This is a genomic window from Ruegeria sp. AL2 (genome assembly GCF_056540845.1).
In genome coordinates this window covers 1-16,415 of sequence record NZ_JBQFXM010000010.1, presented here as the reverse complement: position 1 = coordinate 16,415, position 16,415 = coordinate 1, and the positions used below count along the sequence as shown (strand labels likewise).

General features: G+C 57.0%; 15 protein-coding genes. 5 read left to right on the top strand and 10 right to left on the bottom strand.

Annotation, left to right across the window (positions count from 1 at the left end; genetic code table 11):
- The first annotated feature begins 26 nt into the window (after positions 1-26).
- Positions 27-2,030 carry a hydantoinase/oxoprolinase family protein gene (locus ACR0ID_RS13165; protein ID WP_480606043.1) on the top strand — a complete coding sequence of 668 codons (2,004 nt, stop codon included), beginning with the start codon at positions 27-29 and terminating at the stop codon, positions 2,028-2,030.
- A gap of 39 nt (positions 2,031-2,069) precedes the next feature.
- Here the strand turns inward: ACR0ID_RS13165 and msrA are convergent, their stop codons facing one another.
- The 3 genes from msrA to ACR0ID_RS13150 form a co-directional block, all read right to left on the bottom strand.
- A complete protein-coding gene (msrA, locus tag ACR0ID_RS13160; RefSeq protein WP_480519717.1) occupies positions 2,070-2,582 on the bottom strand; it encodes a peptide-methionine (S)-S-oxide reductase MsrA in 513 nt (170 codons plus the stop codon).
- A complete protein-coding gene (msrB, locus tag ACR0ID_RS13155) occupies positions 2,579-3,028 on the bottom strand; it encodes a peptide-methionine (R)-S-oxide reductase MsrB (protein WP_480606040.1) in 450 nt (149 codons plus the stop codon). Before msrB ends, msrA begins: the two co-directional genes overlap by 4 nt.
- A gap of 125 nt (positions 3,029-3,153) precedes the next feature.
- A complete protein-coding gene (locus tag ACR0ID_RS13150) occupies positions 3,154-4,038 on the bottom strand; it encodes a DMT family transporter (RefSeq protein WP_480606038.1) in 885 nt (294 codons plus the stop codon).
- Positions 4,039-4,220: 182 nt separating this feature from the next.
- Between ACR0ID_RS13150 and ACR0ID_RS13145 the strand changes: the two genes are divergently transcribed.
- On the top strand, positions 4,221-5,417 hold the full coding sequence (locus ACR0ID_RS13145; protein ID WP_480606199.1) for a BCCT family transporter: 1,197 nt from the start codon (positions 4,221-4,223) through the stop codon (positions 5,415-5,417).
- A gap of 80 nt (positions 5,418-5,497) precedes the next feature.
- Here the strand turns inward: ACR0ID_RS13145 and ACR0ID_RS13140 are convergent, their stop codons facing one another.
- The 5 genes from ACR0ID_RS13140 to ACR0ID_RS13120 form a co-directional block, all read right to left on the bottom strand.
- Positions 5,498-5,971, bottom strand: a complete 474-nt coding sequence (locus ACR0ID_RS13140) for a GNAT family N-acetyltransferase (RefSeq protein ID WP_480606035.1) — start codon at positions 5,969-5,971, stop codon at positions 5,498-5,500.
- A 204-nt stretch (positions 5,972-6,175) separates the two neighbouring features.
- Positions 6,176-6,463, bottom strand: coding sequence for an HU family DNA-binding protein (locus ACR0ID_RS13135; protein WP_117871130.1), 288 nt, complete (start codon positions 6,461-6,463; stop codon positions 6,176-6,178).
- A gap of 130 nt (positions 6,464-6,593) precedes the next feature.
- Complete coding sequence (locus ACR0ID_RS13130; protein ID WP_480606033.1) at positions 6,594-8,057, bottom strand: AMP nucleosidase; 1,464 nt, start codon at positions 8,055-8,057, stop codon at positions 6,594-6,596.
- Entirely contained in the window at positions 8,054-9,856 is a 1,803-nt protein-coding gene (gene ade / locus ACR0ID_RS13125; protein WP_480606030.1) for an adenine deaminase, read from the bottom strand. Before ade ends, ACR0ID_RS13130 begins: the two co-directional genes overlap by 4 nt.
- Positions 9,857-9,995: 139 nt before the next feature.
- Positions 9,996-10,865: a LysR family transcriptional regulator gene (locus tag ACR0ID_RS13120; RefSeq protein WP_480606027.1), complete on the bottom strand. Its 870-nt coding sequence runs from the start codon at positions 10,863-10,865 to the stop codon at positions 9,996-9,998.
- 114 nt (positions 10,866-10,979) lie between these two features.
- Here ACR0ID_RS13120 and ACR0ID_RS13115 point away from each other — a divergent pair, with 114 nt between their 5' ends.
- Together ACR0ID_RS13115 and ACR0ID_RS13110 are read left to right on the top strand one after the other, a co-directional pair.
- The gene (locus ACR0ID_RS13115; protein WP_480606024.1) at positions 10,980-11,735 is read left to right on the top strand and encodes a class II aldolase and adducin N-terminal domain-containing protein; all 756 of its coding nucleotides are present in this window, start codon (positions 10,980-10,982) and stop codon (positions 11,733-11,735) included.
- Between the two features lie 20 nt (positions 11,736-11,755).
- A complete protein-coding gene (locus tag ACR0ID_RS13110; RefSeq protein WP_480519729.1) occupies positions 11,756-12,745 on the top strand; it encodes a sterol desaturase family protein in 990 nt (329 codons plus the stop codon).
- A gap of 22 nt (positions 12,746-12,767) precedes the next feature.
- Here ACR0ID_RS13110 and ACR0ID_RS13105 read toward each other — a convergent pair whose 3' ends face one another.
- Complete coding sequence (locus ACR0ID_RS13105) at positions 12,768-13,400, bottom strand: class I SAM-dependent DNA methyltransferase (protein WP_480606196.1); 633 nt, start codon at positions 13,398-13,400, stop codon at positions 12,768-12,770.
- Positions 13,401-13,487: 87 nt separating this feature from the next.
- On the opposite strand from ACR0ID_RS13105, the gene ACR0ID_RS13100 reads away from it, so the two are divergent.
- Complete coding sequence (locus ACR0ID_RS13100) at positions 13,488-14,333, top strand: SDR family oxidoreductase (RefSeq protein ID WP_480606021.1); 846 nt, start codon at positions 13,488-13,490, stop codon at positions 14,331-14,333.
- Positions 14,334-14,338: 5 nt separating this feature from the next.
- On the opposite strand, the gene ACR0ID_RS13095 is transcribed toward ACR0ID_RS13100, so the two are convergent.
- Complete coding sequence (locus ACR0ID_RS13095; RefSeq protein WP_480606018.1) at positions 14,339-15,958, bottom strand: GMC family oxidoreductase; 1,620 nt, start codon at positions 15,956-15,958, stop codon at positions 14,339-14,341.
- Between the last annotated feature and the right edge of the window lie 457 nt (positions 15,959-16,415).

The following is a 16,415-nucleotide window of genomic DNA, read 5'->3' as shown; positions in this document are numbered from 1 at the left end:
CTGCAGCGAACAGTAAGGAGAACCCGATGGCGTTGGCTTTGGGGGTGGATACGGGTGGAACCTATACCGATGCGGTACTGATCCGGGATGAAAAAGAGGTAATAGCCTCGGCGAAGTCCCTGACCACACGCGCGGATCTGGCAATTGGTGTGGGCAAGGCGATTTCTGCCGTTTTGGAGCAGGCAAAAGTTGCGCCGGATCAGATTTCGATGGCGTCTTTGTCCACAACATTGGCGACTAATGCCTTGGTCGAAGGGCAGGGCGGGCGCGTTGCGTTGATCTATATCGGATTCAAAGACAGCGACCTTGAAAAGCACGGTTTGAAGGACGCGTTAAAAGGGGACCCGGCCCTGGTTATGTCTGGTGGGCATTCCCATTCTGGCAGCGAAGCTGCACCATTGGATGTTGCCGCGCTGGAGCAGTTTTTAGACACTCACAAGGGGATTTCAGGCTTTGCCATAGCCGCTCAGTTTGCCACCCGTAATCCCGCGCATGAACTTGAAGCCGCGCGAATCGTTTCGGAAAGAACCGGGGCTCCGGTAACATGTTCGCATCACTTGTCGGCAAAGCTGAATGGGCCGAAACGCGCCGTGACGGCAGTGTTGAACGCGCGGCTGATCGGGATGATCGACCGTTTGATCGGGCGGGCGCAGGACCGGCTGCGCGAGCTGGGGATTATGGCCCCGATGATGGTTGTTCGCGGTGATGGGGCGTTGATGAGTGCTGAACAGGCGCGTGAACGCCCCATTGAAACGATCCTGAGCGGACCTGCCGCGTCAATTGTCGGCGCGCGCTGGTTGACTGGCGCAGAGAATGCGTTGGTGTCGGATATTGGCGGTACGACAACTGACGTGGCGTTGATCCGTGACGGTAAGCCCGCGATCGACACGGCAGGGGCACAGGTGGGCGGGTTCCGCACAATGGTCGAGGCAGTTGCGATGCGCACCCATGGCCTTGGAGGTGACAGTCAGGTGCATGTCGTGACCGAGGGGTTGCAGGGTGGTGTTTTTCTGGGGCCGCGCCGCGTTCTTCCGGTGTCCCTGATCGCCTCGGAAGCGCCCGAGATCGTTCATGCCGTTCTGGACGAGCAATTGCGGGCCACGACGGTGGGTGAGCACGATACGCGCTTTGCCCGACGCGTGCCGGGAATACGTGACGACGGTATAGATGTGCGCGAAGAAGCCCTGTTGGAGCGGTTGGGAGATCAGGTTCTGCCGATTGGTTCCTTGCTTAGGTCCCGAATGGAGAGCGGCGCATTGACCCGGTTGGTGGATCGCGGGATCGTTCAGATCTCGGGCGTGACGCCGTCGGATGCCAGCCATGTACTGGGGCGGGTGGATGCCTGGGATGCTGAAGCCGCCCGTAAGGCACTAGAACTGGTTGCGCGCAAACGGGTCGGGTCCGGGGATATGTTGGCAAGTTCCGCCGAGGCGCTGGCGCAAATGATCGTGGACCAGTTGACGGAACAGACCAGTTTGATCTTGTTAGAGGCTGCTTTTGATGAGGAACCGAACAGTTTCGGGCTGCCGCCACAGGAGTTGGCGCGGCATGTCCTGACACAGCGCGGATTGGCGCGGCATCGCGGTTTGTTGTCGCTGACCGCAGCTCTAAACGTTGATGTTGTGGGGCTTGGGGCATCAGCCCCCAGCTATTACCCGACGGTTGGTGAACGGCTGCACTGCCGGATGATCCTGCCGGAACATGCGGGCGTAGCCAATGCGATTGGCGCCGTAGTGGGACGGTTGACCTTACGGCGATCGGGCACGGTGACAAGCCCTGCCGAAGGGCGGTATCGTGTACATCTCAAGGGCGGGCCCAAGGATTTTTCCGCATCAGAAGACGCGTTGGCTTTGCTGGAAAATGTTCTGAGGTCGGAAGCTGAAGGTGCGGTGCGCGAAGCCGGTGCAGAAGATATCCGCGTGATCGTGGATCGCGACATCAAAACCGCGCGGGTCGAGGCCAATGATGTGTTTGTCGAGGCAATGATCACGGTCGAGGCAAGCGGGCGACCGCGGGTTGCGGCGGGCTAGCCCCTCTGACTTGTACAGAGGGGCCGGGCAGGTGGTGCATTATTCTGCGGCGCTGGCACGTTTGGGAAGAACCCAGTCCTGGCGCGGGAAGTGGCAGGTATATCCGTTCGGGATGCGCTCAAGATAATCCTGATGCTCGGGTTCGGCCTCCCAGAAATCGCCGACGGGTTCGACTTCGGTTACGACTTTTCCCGGCCACAAGCCGCTGGCATTCACATCTGCGATAGTATCCAGCGCGGTTGCTCTTTGGGCTTCATCGACGTGGTAAATCGCGGAACGATAGCTCATGCCTCGGTCGTTGCCTTGCCGGTTCACCGTGGTCGGGTCGTGAATCTGGAAGAAAAATTCCAGCAGGTCGCGGTAACTGATCTGCGACGGGTCAAACCAGATCTCGATCCCTTCGGCGTGGGTGCCATGGTTGCGATAGGTTGCGTTGGGCACATCGCCTCCGGTGTAGCCCACCCGGGTTCGCAAGACGCCCGGCAGCTTGCGGATCAGGTCCTGCATACCCCAAAAGCAGCCTCCGGCCAGTACAGCACGTTGTTCAGTCATTGGAGTTCCTCCACGTGGATCAGGAATTCGGCGTAACCTTCAGCCTCCATCTCATCCCGATGGATGAACCTGAGCGAGGCCGAGTTGATGCAATACCGCAGGCCACCATGTTCTCGCGGGCCGTCGGGGAAGACATGCCCCAGATGGCTGTCGCCGTGTTTCGAGCGAACCTCGGTCCGGATCATACCATACGTCGTATCGCGAAACTCCTCCACATGCTCATGGAGGATCGGCTTGGTGAAGCTGGGCCAGCCACATCCGGATTCGTATTTGTGGGTCGAAGCAAACAGCGGCTCGCCTGACACGATGTCCACGTAGATGCCCGGTTCCTTGTTCCCTAAATACTTGCCTGTCCCCGGTCGTTCGGTGCCGTTGCGTTGGGTGACATGAAATTCTTCGGGCGAAAGCGCCGCGATAACCGTGGGGTCTTTGGTGTAGCGTGTCATGGATCCTCCGGCTGATTTGACGTTTGAGCCATTATCTGGGGGCTGCAGGGTAGAAAGCAAAGCGATATTTCAAACAGCTCTCACAGTCGTGCAGTCGGTCAGACGCAAACATTTGGGTCCTTGCTTTAGGCCGAAGCCGTTTTGCCAGAAGGTTGGCGTGACAGCTGAACAGCAAGAATACCCAGCGTCGTGACGGTAACGCCAATTGCGTCCATCGCGCCCAGTTTTTCGCCCAATAATATGGCCGCAATCGTGACACCAAATACCGGGTTCAAAAAGTGGAACGTGGCTGCGCGGATCGCGCCGATGCGATCCAGAAGAAGGAACCAGATCAGCGTGGCCAGCAGCCCAGGAAACAGGGTTGTGTAAGTGAACGCCAATGCCAGTGGCAGCGTCGGGTGGATGTAAATGGTCTCAAAGATCGGAGCGGCCACGAACAACGTGGCGGAACCTACAAGCATCTGCAGGCCCACGACCATCATGAAATTGCCGCCTGAGGTTGCGCCGCGAACCGCGAGGGTGGCAAAGGTCAGCGCCAAAGCTCCGATGCCGCATAGCGCGACGCCGAACATGTCGACACCAGAGCTGATCCGGCTGCTCATGATCAAGGCGACGCCGGTGAATCCGGCAAACAACCCCAAAACTCCGAGAGGGCGCAGTTTCTCGCCAAAAATAAGCCACCCTGCCAGTGCCACCAGCAAGGGCATTGTGGACGCAATAATCGCCGCAACCGAAGCCTCGACCGTTTGCATCGCGTAAAAATTCAGACCCAAATACAGGGCATTTTGGCAAATTCCGAACAGGATCGTTGCGCGCCATTGGTTCCGGGTCAGGTGCCAGCTTTGCCCCATCGCCCGGGCAATCAGAACCCCCAGAACCCCTGAGATCAAAAACCGCAGAGCCAGTGAAAACAAAGGAGAGGCGTCTGCCACGATGATCCGCGCCGAGGTAAAGGCGGACGACCAGATCAGGGCAAATGTCAGCCCCATGGCAATGGCGCGCAGATCCATGGAGACCCCCTGTCACTTTGCGCGGACTGTCCCCGATTTTGTGATCGGTCGCAAGCGCTGCGCGTCATAAAAGACGCATATGTGATGACAGGAAAGTCGCCCTTATGTTTTCGTTGATTGACTGACCAATTAAAGCTATCAGCTCCGGGATCTGACATATCAAGGGAGGGTTGTCGGTGCTTCTGGAATACATTCTATCTTTTGGCGTCCTACTGGCGTTGGGCCTGGTCGCGTTCTTCGTCGTGAAATGGTGGAACCTGCGCTGCGTTGGCGTGACACCTGTTCACCTTTTCACATTCATCGCGATCCTGTTTACGTCCGGTCTGGATGTTGGCCTGATCATGTTCCCGTTGACAGAATTTGGTGGGTATGCCGAAGATCCGGCATATGCCTTTGCTAATCCACTGGCGATCGAATTCGGTTTCTGGGGTTTTCTGATCTGGGCGTTTTACTTCCTGACAGCCTTCTATTTCTGCGTGATCGAACCGCGCGTGAACTTCTTTGAGATCCCGCTGGTCAAACTGATCAACAACGTGGTCATTATTGGCACCTGCGCCTTTACCGCCAGCCTGTTCCTGATCTACCTGCCTGGCTACCTGCCAGAGGTCGGAGATGGCGAATCTGTCGTTACCACCTTCTACGTCATCGTGTTTGTGGTCATATTGGCGGCGGCATACTCGTCGACCGACCTGAAATATGTGCGGATCCTGTCGGTGGGCTCGACCTTCCTGTTCATGGCCCTGATCCTGGGAATGTGGGCGGCCGCTGGTATGGGAATGACCGGGTTTGTCGAAACCGGCAGTAACATTGGCGCCTATTTCACCAATATGCACAAATTTGTCTTGCCGCTGACTGACTACCATGCCTTCTACCTGTTCTGGTGGTTTGCGTGGTCAATCATGATTGGCCAGTTTACTTCGCGCTTTGTGGGCGGGTTGAAGACCTGGCAGTTGCTGGCGGCGTTGCTGATCTTCCCGTCGATCCCGCTGGGGATCTGGTTCACCGTTCTCTACTACTATCAACTGAACGGTATCAGCACCGCAGGGATCACCAATATCGCGATGGTAATCGTGGGCGTGACCTTTGTGATCAACTCGCTGGACTCTCTGATTAGGCTCTATACGGACAACCTGAACATGACCGCCGAGCGGTTTGGCAAGGCGACCTATGTCGCCGGCAACGTCGCGCTGCTGTTTGTCCTGACCCTGCTGTTCCAGAGCCAGTGGTTGCAAATCCAGTGGATCGGAGCCGTCGTAGTCGGTCTCTACCTGGCGTGCGTGGTCTATATCCTTGTCACCAAGCGAAAAGAGGTGATGAGTATCGACGCCATGCCGGAAGATCGTGATCTGGACTTCCACAAGGTTGAGACGATTCACTGATTGTTTCTAACCTACCAAAACAAAAGCGGGCCTCGACATCGGGGCCCGCAGCCGTGTTTTGGCGCTGCCCGGTTCGCGCCTCATTCCGTGTCGAGACGATATTTGAGGAAGCTGTGGCCAGAGTAGTCTACTTGCCCAACAAAATACGCGCCGAGTTTAGTCATTGCGCGCAGTTTCGTGCGTGAAGGCGGCAGCAAGAATGTCACGAACAGAATACGATTGTCCTGCTTTGCGAATGCGATGGCCTGACGCGCTATTTTGGCACCCAGTCCAAATGCACTGGGCTTCAGGACCAGCCCGAAATCCCACTCTTCACCTTCTTTTTGAAAACCGCCCCATCCCACATATTGTCCGCGGTGCAGAATTGCCCAATGACCAAGGCCGTCCCGCGCCCAACACGACTCTTTCGCGTGAATGAAACCGGCGACTGTTTCCTCATCCCAATCCTGCGTCAGGAGAGGCATGTGTTCGGCAAGAATTGGATTTCTCATATGCGCCAGTATCTCAGGCGCTGAGACGAGGGGCAGTCGCGTGAAGGTAATATCCTGTTCCATAGAACTGGGATTTAGCGGGCCGAGCAGGAAATCAAAGGGTTGTCCGAAAAAAACGTGCCAAGGACATCCAGTGCTGAATTGTAGCCTTTAGTCACAACCTAATGCCTTATGACTTAGTTACGCGGGCCGTAGGATGTGAAGTTCAGGCACAAAAAAAGGGGCCGCGTAACCGCCACCCCTTTACATGGTTCCAAGCGCTTTGGATCAGCCGTTCACGCTGTCTTTCAGTGCTTTCGCGATGGTCATTTTCACAACCTTGTCGGCTTCTTTGGTGAAGGTCTCACCGGTTGCCGGGTTGCGGACTTGACGCTCGGGGCGTTCGCGGCAGTAGATTTTGCCGACGCCGGGCAGGGTTACTGCACCACCTGCGGAAACTTCACGCGTGATCAGGCCGGTGATGGCCTCAAGCGCAGAGTTCGCGGATTTCTTATCGGTTCCCATTTCCTCAGCGAGAGCAGCAACCAGCTGAGTCTTTGTCATAGGTTTTGCCATTTCTTGGTCTCCTTAACGTGCCCGATCTATAGGGCCTCACCGCGTAACTGTAACGGGATATTGTGGCCAAACACAACGAATAGTAGCGCAGAAACCCCTAAAAATATGGGGAAAACGTTGCTTTTTTGCGTCAGAGGAAGGCAGTTTCGTCGAAGGAACGCAATTTCCGGCTGTGCAAACGCTCTAACGGCATGCCACGCAGGTGCTCCATGGCGCGTATCCCGATCATCAAATGACGGCTGACCTGGGTGGTATAAAAGGACGACGCCATGCCCGGCAGCTTCAGTTCGCCGTGCAGGGGTTTGTCCGAAACGCACAACAATGTGCCGTAAGGAACGCGGAAGCGATAGCCGTTCGCGGCGATGGTGGCGCTTTCCATATCCAGCGCGATGGCCCGCGACTGGCTGAGGCGCTGAACCGGCCCGGATTGATCGCGCAGTTCCCAGTTGCGATTGTCGACCGATGCAACTGTTCCCGTCCGCATGATCCGCTTCAGTTCATACCCTTCCAGCTCGGTCACCTCGGCCACGGCGCGTTCCAGCGCGACCTGAACTTCGGCCAGGGGCGGGATGGGCACCCAGACCGGCAGGTCATCATCCAGAACCTTGTCATCACGTAGATATGCATGGGCCAGAACGAAATCGCCCAATGCCTGCGTGTTGCGCAATCCGGCGCAATGGCCAACCATCAACCACGCGTGCGGGCGCAGAACCGCGATATGGTCGGTCGCAGTTTTCGCATTCGAGGGGCCGACACCGATGTTCACCAAAGTAAGACCCGAACCATCTTCACGCTTCAGATGATAGGTTGGCATTTGCGGCAGTTTCAGCGGTTGCTCGATTTCTGCGTCCGGCTCCGTGATCTCAACATTCCCGGTCGAGACAAAGCTGGTATACCCGCTGCTGGGATCAGCCAACTGCTCACGGGCGTAGTTTTCGAATTCCGAAACATAGAACTGATAGTTCGTGAACAGAACGTGGTTCTGAAAATGCCGGGCATCTGTCGCTGTGTAATGTGCCAGTCGCGCAAGTGAATAATCGACGCGCTGGGCAGTAAACAATGACAAGGGCCCGACGGCGTCTTCATGATCGTGCACGCCGTTAACGATGTCGTCATTCGTGGTGGTCAGATCCGGCACGTCAAACACATCGCGCAGGGTGAAAGCAGCCGCCCCCTGATGCGGCACAACCAGACCTGACGTATTCGCCACGGCAAAATGCACCGGAATAGGTGTGTCCGACGCTGCAATCGTCACCGGTTGGTCGTGATTCTTGATCAACAGGGCAATCTGCTGGGTCAGGTAGGACCGGAATAAATCCGGGCGCGTTACGGTTGTAGCGTGAACACCGGGTTCCGCCACATGCCCAAAACTCAGGCGGCTGTCGACTTGAGCATAGGTCGACGTCATTATGCGAATCTCGGGGTAATAGGCCCTGTATCTGGCGGTTGGTGCTCCATTTTGCAGTACCTTCGAGAAGCTGTCGCACAGAAATTCTGTTGCTTGAGTGTAAAGCTCCTCCAGTCGCGCAACTGCGGCTGCGGGATCGGTGAACTGTTCTGGCGAAAGGGCCTCAGGTGTCAGGAGTGTCGTCATGCCAAGTGTTCCAGAAGATCAATTTTTTTGAATGTGCGCACGTCAACCAGCCCGAGATCAGAGATCCTGAGTTCCGGTATGACGACCAACGCCAGCAGCGAATGTTGCATATATGCGTTGTTCAGATTGCAGCCACATTCCTGCATGGCTTGAACCATCCTGTCCGCCTTGGCCGCAACTTCAGCGGCCGGGCTGTCGGACATCAGACCGGCAATGGGAAGTTCGACCATCGCCAGTTCCTGGCCGTCCCGGAAGATCGTGATGCCGCCACCCACCTCGGCCAGTCGATTCGCGGCCAGCGCCATCTGTTCACGGTCCGTGCCGACGACGATCATGTGGTGACTGTCATGTGCCACGGTCGAGGCCATGGCCATTTTTCCCTGATATCCAAACCCCGAGACAAAGGCATTGGTGACGCCCCCTGTCGCCCGGTGTCGTTCGACCAGTGAGATCTGACATACGTCACCCTCACCTTCAACAAGCCCGCCGATAATCGGCAATTCGGCTTTCAGCGCTTTAGTGGGGGCCTGGTTTTCTACCACGCCAATGACGTTGCCCCTTACCTTGTTTGCGCCCTTCGGCGCCGTGATCTCAAAATCGGTCGAGGTCAGCGCATGCTTCAGATGAACCGTGCGACGTGCCTTGTCGGGCCAGTTTAGATGGGGGCAATCAACCTTGATCACCCCGTTTTCCGCGACAACCTGCCCGCGCGCTATGACCAGTTCGACCGGCAATTCGGTCAGGTCAGAGCTGAGGATGATATCCGCCCGTCGTCCCGGCGTGACCGATCCAATCTCGCGTTCCAGACCGAAATGCGTGGCGGTGTTGATCGTCGCCATCTGCACGGCAACAAGCGGGTCACAGCCGCAGGCAATGGCGTGGCGCACGACGCGATTCATATGCCCTTCATTGACCAGCGTTGCAGAGTGGCAGTCATCCGTGCACAGGATGAAATTGCGCGCATCCAGGCCTTTCTCGGTTACTGCGGTAATCTGGCTTTCAACGTCATACCAGGCCGAGCCCAACCGCATCATCGAACGCATTCCCTGTCTGACCCGTGCGATGGCATCCGCTTCGCAGGTGCCTTCGTGGTCATCGGCAGGTCCGCCAGCCACGTAAGCCGCAAAATCAGGCCCTAAATCAGGGGATGCGTAATGCCCGCCAACAATCTTTCCTGCCCGCTGCGTGGCCGCAATCTCGGCCAGCATCTTGGGATCGCCGTGAATCACGCCGGGGAAGTTCATCATTTCACCCAAGCCGATGATCCCGGGCCAGTTCATCGCTTCGGCGACGTCTTCGGGGGTGATTTCATAGCCTGTCGTCTCTAACCCCGGTGCAGACGGCGCGCAGGAGGGCATCTGAGTGAAGATGTTGACCGGCTGCATCATTGCTTCGTCATGCATCATGCGCACACCATCCAGCCCCAACACATTGGCGATCTCGTGCGGGTCGGTGAACATACTGGTTGTGCCATGAGGGATCACCGCGCGAGCAAACTCGGCGGGGGTCAGCATCCCCGATTCGATGTGCATATGCGCGTCGCATAAGCCGGGCAGGATATAGCGGCCTTTCGCGTCGATAACCTGTGTCTCTGGTCCGGTACAATGCGAGGCGTCTGGACCGACAAATGCAATCCGGCCTGCGGCGATTGCAACAGAATGGTTCGGCAGCAGTTCGCGGCTGTGCACATTTACCCAAGTCCCACCCGTTATTACCGTATCTGCTGCCTCACGTCCGGCAGCAACTGCGATCAATCTGGGGGCGACATCGGGCCAAGTTGGGAAGGGTGTGTTTTCCATGGCTCAACTTTCACGAATGCGCGCGCGGGTGCAACCCCGGTTCTTCACTACTGCCGACGGATCACAATCCTGCAAATCTGCCCAACCCGGCCATCGAAAGCTGACATAGGCGCCGACAGCGCCCAGGAACCCGTCGAGTTTACGTTTCGGACCCGAATTCTCGCCGTATCCAGTTCGCAAAGATGACGGCCCCGGGCGTATCCTCAGCCTGAGGGGAGAGCAGCAGATAATACGCCTCGGGCATCGGGGCGCGATGCTCAAATGGTGCGATCAGCCGCCCCTGATCGATCAGGTGACCCGCGATGGTGTCATGGGCCAGGCACAGGCCACCTCCGGCCATCGCGGCTGACAAACAAACCAGATAGGTTGTCGCGTAGGTAATAGAAGGATTCTGCCAATTCAGACCCTGATCTTCCGCCCATGTCGCCCAGTTGGTCAAAAGGTTGGAACAGTCGAACAGGGGTTTTTCCTGAAGGTCTTGCAGACACACCTGATATCCCGGCGCGCAGACGGGATAGTAATATTCAGAGCGCAGCATCTCTGTCCGGGTCGTATCCGAGGGTCGAAGGGAAAACCTGATTTCGACCGCTGCGCCTTCGGCCATCTCGCGCGGTTCCCACAGTTCGGTGAAGATGTTCAGCTGAACATCCGGGTGTTCAGTCCGAAATAACGGCAGGCGCGGGGCCAGCCAGTTCACGGCGAAACTGATGTTGCACTGAACCTGTACCGCGTTCTGTTGCGCGCCAGTAACCGCCTGAGTGCCCCGTATCAGCGTCCGAAACGCTTCGCGCACTACCGGCAAATAGGTGATCCCGGCCTCTGTCAGCTCAAGCGCCTTCGGGCGTCGCAGGAACAATGGCTGACCCAGATGACCTTCCAGCGATTTGATCTGCTGACTGACCGCACTTTGCGACATGTTCAGATCCCGCGCCGCGTCGGTGAATGACAGTTGGCGGGCTGCGGCTTCGAATGTGCGCAGCCAGCCCAGCGGGGGAAGCCTGTTTTGCATCGACATAACTCCGGCATAAGTTCAGCTAATGGGATAGTTGCGTTTTTTTCGTTGGTCAAATTGCCGGACCAAATGCAGGCTTTGGTCATTCGCAGTTGTCAAAGGACTCCACACATGAGCCTCACTAGCCTTCGCCCCAATATCGATCATTGGTCAGAACGTGTGGACATGGCCGCGACCTTTCGCTGGACAGCCCGGCTGAATATGCATGAAGCCGTTGCCAACCATTTCAGCCTTGCTGTGAACAAAGACGGGACGCAGTTCCTGATGAACCCCAATCAGGCGCATTTCTCGCGTATTCGCGCGTCTGATCTGTTGTTGTTGGACGCCAACGATCCGGATGTGATGTCACAGCCCGGTGCCCCTGATCCCACGGCCTGGGGCCTGCACGGCTCGATCCATCGCCACTGCCCGCACGCGCGTTGCGTCATGCATGTGCATTCGATTTTCGCAACGGTTCTGGCCTCACTTGCCGACAGTACGCTTCCGCCAATCGATCAGAACACCGCGACCTTCTACAACCGCTACGTGGTTGACGAAGAATTTGGCGGGTTGGCCTTTGAAAGCGAAGGCGAGCGGTGCGCCGGGATGCTGGCTGATCCGAAAATGAAGGTCATGATCATGGGCAACCACGGGGTTCTGATCACCGGTAGCGACCCTGCAGATACTTTTAACAGGCTCTATTATTTCGAGCGCGCTGCCGAAACTTACATCCGGGCGCTGCAAACAGGTCTGCCCCTGCGGGTGCTGTCGGATGAGATTGCCGAGAAAACAGCGCAGGAACTGGACGACTACCCCGATCAGGCCGAAGCGCATCTGCGAGAGATCAAGGCAATACTCGATGCAGAAGGCTCGGATTACGCAACCTGATGCAAGACAGAGTGACCGACATGCGAGATACCGCTCAGGACCCTGAAGCCGCCCGCTGGCATTACCACCCCGACGGGCCAGTAGGCCTCAATCCGCTGTTCAGTTGGCCGCCGTGCCCATCCGCCGTGCTGAAATGGTACGGCGGAGCGTGGTTGCAAATCACCGCCCTGACCCTGTGCATGACTTTGGCCGTCATCGCCTATGCGTTCTTTTTCCCTGAGTTAGAGACGATGAAGAGCTTTGCACCCGGCTGGATGTTCAGGATTTGGTTGCTGAACATGGTGCCGCAAACTCTGATAGCAGGAAGCCTGCACTGGTGGCTGTACATGCGCAAAGGGCAGGGGATGTACAAAAAGTTCGATCGAAGAGACCTGACGCGGGACAACGGAACATTCACATTCCGCAATCAGGTCTGGGATAATATTTGGTGGACGCTGGGCAGCGCCATGACGGTGGCGACCATTTACCAGTGGGTCATCTTTTGGGCGATGGCAAATGGCTGGGTTCCTACGATTACCTGGGCCAGCGCGCCGGTGTGGTTTGTGGTTTGGATGCTGTTCATTCCCATGTGGTCCGGCCTGCATTTTTACTGGGTGCACCGGCTGGAACATCATCCCAGGCTTTATAAACATGTGCACGCGGTCCATCACCGCAATGTCAATACCGGGCCGTGGTCAGGGATTTCGAATCACTGGTATGAAAACATGCTGTATTTCACGACGTATTTCATCCACCTGATCGTGCCATCCCATCCGCTGCATGTGTTGTTTCACAGCTCGTTCCAGCAGGTCAGCCCGATACTGTCCCATTCTGGGTTCGAGAAGATAAAGGCCGGTGAGACCGAAGCCGCGCGGGCGGGCGACTTTTTTCACCAGCTCCACCACCGGTATTTCGAGTGCAACTACGGCACATCCGAAATTCCTTTCGACAAGTGGTTTGGCACCTATCACGATGGCTCGGCCGAGGCGACGACACGCACGCGCGCTTACAAAAAGCAGATGTATACTTGACGAGGCTGGACCTGTCCGGGGCCTAAACCCGTTCGAACAATGCAATGAAGGCCGTGTCATCCTTGTTTGGACCCGCGGCAAGATCACCGTAGATGCGAACCTCGGGCAGGGTCAGGTTGCGAATCTGATCCTGTTCCAGTTCGTGCAGCTTGCCCTTGAAGCCCATCTTTTCGAAATGGTGGGCGTTTATTGACAGGGCGAACGTCGCGCCTGACCGTGCGACGCGAAGCAGGGCGGGTAATACTTCGGGACCCAGATGGCCATGCGTGAACGTGCCAGATGACACGATGCCGGAGTAGCTGTCAGGCGGAACCGGGATGCCATGGGTCAGGTCAGCCTCGATCGCGTCCCGGTAGATATCCTTGCGCATAGCCTGTCCCAGCATTTCCGAACTGATATCCGTGGCATCAATCGGCCCAACGCCAAGCCCAGACAACACCGCGCCGCATAGGCCCGTTCCCGCACCGACATCCAGAACCGGCCCCTGACCGCCCGCGCCCACAAACGCCCGTGCGGTATGGATATGAAGCTGATAATCCTCACGCGCGGCAAAGCTGTCGTCATAATCCCCGGCCCATTCCGCATAAAGGCGTTTGTTTTCGTCCGGAGAGCTCAGCGCGTAGGCAGAATGCAGGTCTGGTTTCTTTTTGCTCATATCCACAGAAAGGCGCATCAGAAGATTCGATTCAAGTGCGTCCATGCGGCGCTTGCATCCCGATGCGCTGAAGCCCATCAACGGGGCATGACCAAGACACTCTTCTCATTTGGCCACGGCTATTCTGCGCAGGCCCTTTCCCGAATTCTTGCCCCGAAAGGCTGGCAGGTTTTTGGCACCACACGAGATGGCGAAGGCGCAGATGCGATACGTGCCTCTGGCGCGGACCCGCTGATCTGGCCCGGTGAGGTCCCAAATCTGGATGGGGTGACGCATTTGCTGATCTCGACGGCACCGGGCGAGGCGGGCGATCCGGTACTGGCGGCGCTGGGCGATGAGATCCGAAAACGGGCAAGTCAGTTCACATGGGTGGGCTATTTATCGACAACGGCTGTTTATGGCGATCATCAGGGCGGCTGGGTTGACGAAGACACCCCGCCAACACCGACCGCCAAGCGTGGAAAGTGGCGCATGCTGGCTGAAGAGCAATGGGCGGCTGTGCCGGGCCTGCCTGTTCACATCTTCCGTCTGGCAGGGATATACGGCCCAGGTCGTGGGCCGTTCTCCAAGCTCACACGCGGTGGGCTGCGGCGCATCATCAAGCCGGGGCAAGTGTTTTCGCGTATCCACGTGGATGACATTGCGCAGGTTCTGCAAGCCTCGATGACAAGGCCGAATCCGGGCAGTGTTTACAACGTATGCGACGATGAACCTGTCCCGCCACAGGATGTCATCGGGTATGCCGCCGAATTGCAGGGGCTTCCTCTGCCCCCGGCGGTTTCATTTGACAAGGCTGACCTGACACCGATGGCGCGCAGTTTTTATAACGAGAACAAACGCGTCCGAAACGACCGGATCAAGGATGAGTTGGGTGTCGAATTGATCTATCCAAACTACCGGGTGGGGTTGGAGGCGCTGATGAAGGACCGGTAGGTTCTTTACTGCGCGGCTGCTTTAATCATATCCGAGGCTTTTTCCGCGATCATTATTGTTGGCGCGTTTGTGTTTCCCGATACCAGCGTTGGCATCACCGACGCATCAACCACACGCAGCCCCTCGATCCCCCGCACCCGTAGTTCAGGATCCACAACCGCCAGATCGTCGGTGCCCATCTTACAGGTGCCAGCCGGGTGATAGATCGTGTCGGCACGGGCGCGGATATGCCCCTCCCAATCGGCGTCGGATTTCGCCGTATCGGTTCCGAACATCTCTTTGTGCCGATATTTGGCCAAAGCCGGCGCTTGCAGGATGTCTCGCGTCATTCGCGCGCCTTTGATCATGGTGTCCAGATCTCGTGCATCTGAAAGAAACCCCGGATCGATGACAGGCATTGCCATTGGGTCCGCGCTGCTCAGGCCAACGGTTCCCCGACTTTCCGGGCGAAGCTTGCAGATATGACAGCTGTACCCGTAACCGTAATGCAGCTTGCGGGCGTGATCATCGACCATTGCGATGGTGAAATGCAGCTGGATATCCGGGCGTTCCAATTCGGGTGAGGTCTTCAGAAACGCCGCCCCTTCGGCAAACGGTGTGGCCGCCATTGACACACCGGTCTTGCGCCACTGACGGATGTGCTTCAGCAGTCGCACCGCTGCTGTCGCGCCGATCCCAAAGTTGTTCGTGTCTTTGGTTCGGTAGGTCAGCGTAAAGTCGAGGTGGTCCTGCAAATTCTGCCCCACACCCGGCAGTTCATGCAGAACAGCGATCCCGTGCGTTTCAAGATCAGCGCTTGCTCCAATCCCTGAGACTTGCAGCAGTTGAGGTGTTTTTAATGCTCCCGCGCACAGGAGAATCTCGCGCGTGGCGGTAACGGTGGTGTCTGCCTTTTTGCCTTTGACCCTGAAAACAACGCCAGTTGCGCGCTTACCCTGAAAGACCAGCCTTTTCGCATAGGCATGTGTAATGACCGTCAGGTTCGGGCGGTTGGCAATCGGGAACAGGTAACCCGCAGCCGCTGAGCACCGCTCTCCATTCTTTGAAGGGTCATGATACTGCGTTACCTGGTACACCCCGACACCTTCGTTATCGCCTCGGTTGAAATCTTCAGTGTGGCGATGTTGGAGTTGCTGCGCGGCTTCAATGAACGCGCGGGTGATCGGGCGAGGTTCTTTTTGCTGTGACACCTGTAACGGGCCTTTGTCACCATGCCAGCTGTCTGCACCAAGCTCATTGTTCTCGGACCGTTTGAAATACGGCAATACGCTGTCCCAATCCCAGCCGTCGCAGCCCAGATCGGCCCACCCATCATAATCCTGCCGCTGACCTCTGACATAAAGCATCGCGTTGATCGCGCTCGAACCACCCAGTGCTTTACCGCGGGGTTGATACCCCCGGCGTCCGTTCAACCCGAGTTGCGGTATGGTTTCAAAAGCCCAGTTGTTGATCTTGGGGCGTCCCGGAAGGGTTGCCACGACAGCTGCCGGCACCCTGACAGTCAGGCCCTTTCCGTTCCCGCCTGCTTCGAGCAGGCAAACGCGTGAAGCCGGGTTCTCGCTGAGGCGGTTTGCAAGAACGGATCCTGCCGACCCGCCGCCCACGATGATATAGTCGAACTGCATGCTGGCTTCCCTACTATCAGAACCATTGATGCGCTGGTCCGCTGTTCGTCATCCGAGCCAGGCTTCCCTGAGACTGCGTCAATTGAGTGAAAAAACAATTGTGACTTGAAGTCAGTTTCCAAGTGTTCTTCGACATTCAGCGAAACGGTACGCCCGCGTCGATCGAAAGACTCAAGACGGATATCAATGTCGTCGTTTGCTGTCGGGGCCGACGATTCCAGCCAAAGCGCAGATTTCACCCACTTCTTCTGATGAGCCTGCACCTTAAGTGGCTGGCGGAAATCGCAAAATAAACGTTTAAGTATTTGAGTTATAATAATTAATTTAGAATTTAGTGAGAAAAGCAAAGTTTTTTCAAAATGGGGGTTGCGGGTAGGGATTCTAATCCGTAAATACCCCTTCACCGGCGCAGCTGAGGTTGGCCTGACGGACTGGAAAGACGGTTGAGACGCACCGG

Coding starts and splice junctions, on each gene's coding strand:
- ACR0ID_RS13165 (WP_480606043.1), top strand. CDS start 27: ATGGCGTTGGCTTTGGGGGTGGATACGGGTGGAACCTATACCGATGCG.
- msrA (WP_480519717.1), bottom strand. CDS start 2,582: ATGACTGAACAACGTGCTGTACTGGCCGGAGGCTGCTTTTGGGGTATG.
- msrB (WP_480606040.1), bottom strand. CDS start 3,028: ATGACACGCTACACCAAAGACCCCACGGTTATCGCGGCGCTTTCGCCC.
- ACR0ID_RS13150 (WP_480606038.1), bottom strand. CDS start 4,038: ATGGATCTGCGCGCCATTGCCATGGGGCTGACATTTGCCCTGATCTGG.
- ACR0ID_RS13140 (WP_480606035.1), bottom strand. CDS start 5,971: ATGGAACAGGATATTACCTTCACGCGACTGCCCCTCGTCTCAGCGCCT.
- ACR0ID_RS13135 (WP_117871130.1), bottom strand. CDS start 6,463: ATGGCAAAACCTATGACAAAGACTCAGCTGGTTGCTGCTCTCGCTGAG.
- ACR0ID_RS13130 (WP_480606033.1), bottom strand. CDS start 8,057: ATGACGACACTCCTGACACCTGAGGCCCTTTCGCCAGAACAGTTCACC.
- ade (WP_480606030.1), bottom strand. CDS start 9,856: ATGGAAAACACACCCTTCCCAACTTGGCCCGATGTCGCCCCCAGATTG.
- ACR0ID_RS13120 (WP_480606027.1), bottom strand. CDS start 10,865: ATGCAAAACAGGCTTCCCCCGCTGGGCTGGCTGCGCACATTCGAAGCC.
- ACR0ID_RS13115 (WP_480606024.1), top strand. CDS start 10,980: ATGAGCCTCACTAGCCTTCGCCCCAATATCGATCATTGGTCAGAACGT.
- ACR0ID_RS13110 (WP_480519729.1), top strand. CDS start 11,756: ATGCGAGATACCGCTCAGGACCCTGAAGCCGCCCGCTGGCATTACCAC.
- ACR0ID_RS13105 (WP_480606196.1), bottom strand. CDS start 13,400: ATGAGCAAAAAGAAACCAGACCTGCATTCTGCCTACGCGCTGAGCTCT.
- ACR0ID_RS13100 (WP_480606021.1), top strand. CDS start 13,488: ATGACCAAGACACTCTTCTCATTTGGCCACGGCTATTCTGCGCAGGCC.
- ACR0ID_RS13095 (WP_480606018.1), bottom strand. CDS start 15,958: ATGCAGTTCGACTATATCATCGTGGGCGGCGGGTCGGCAGGATCCGTT.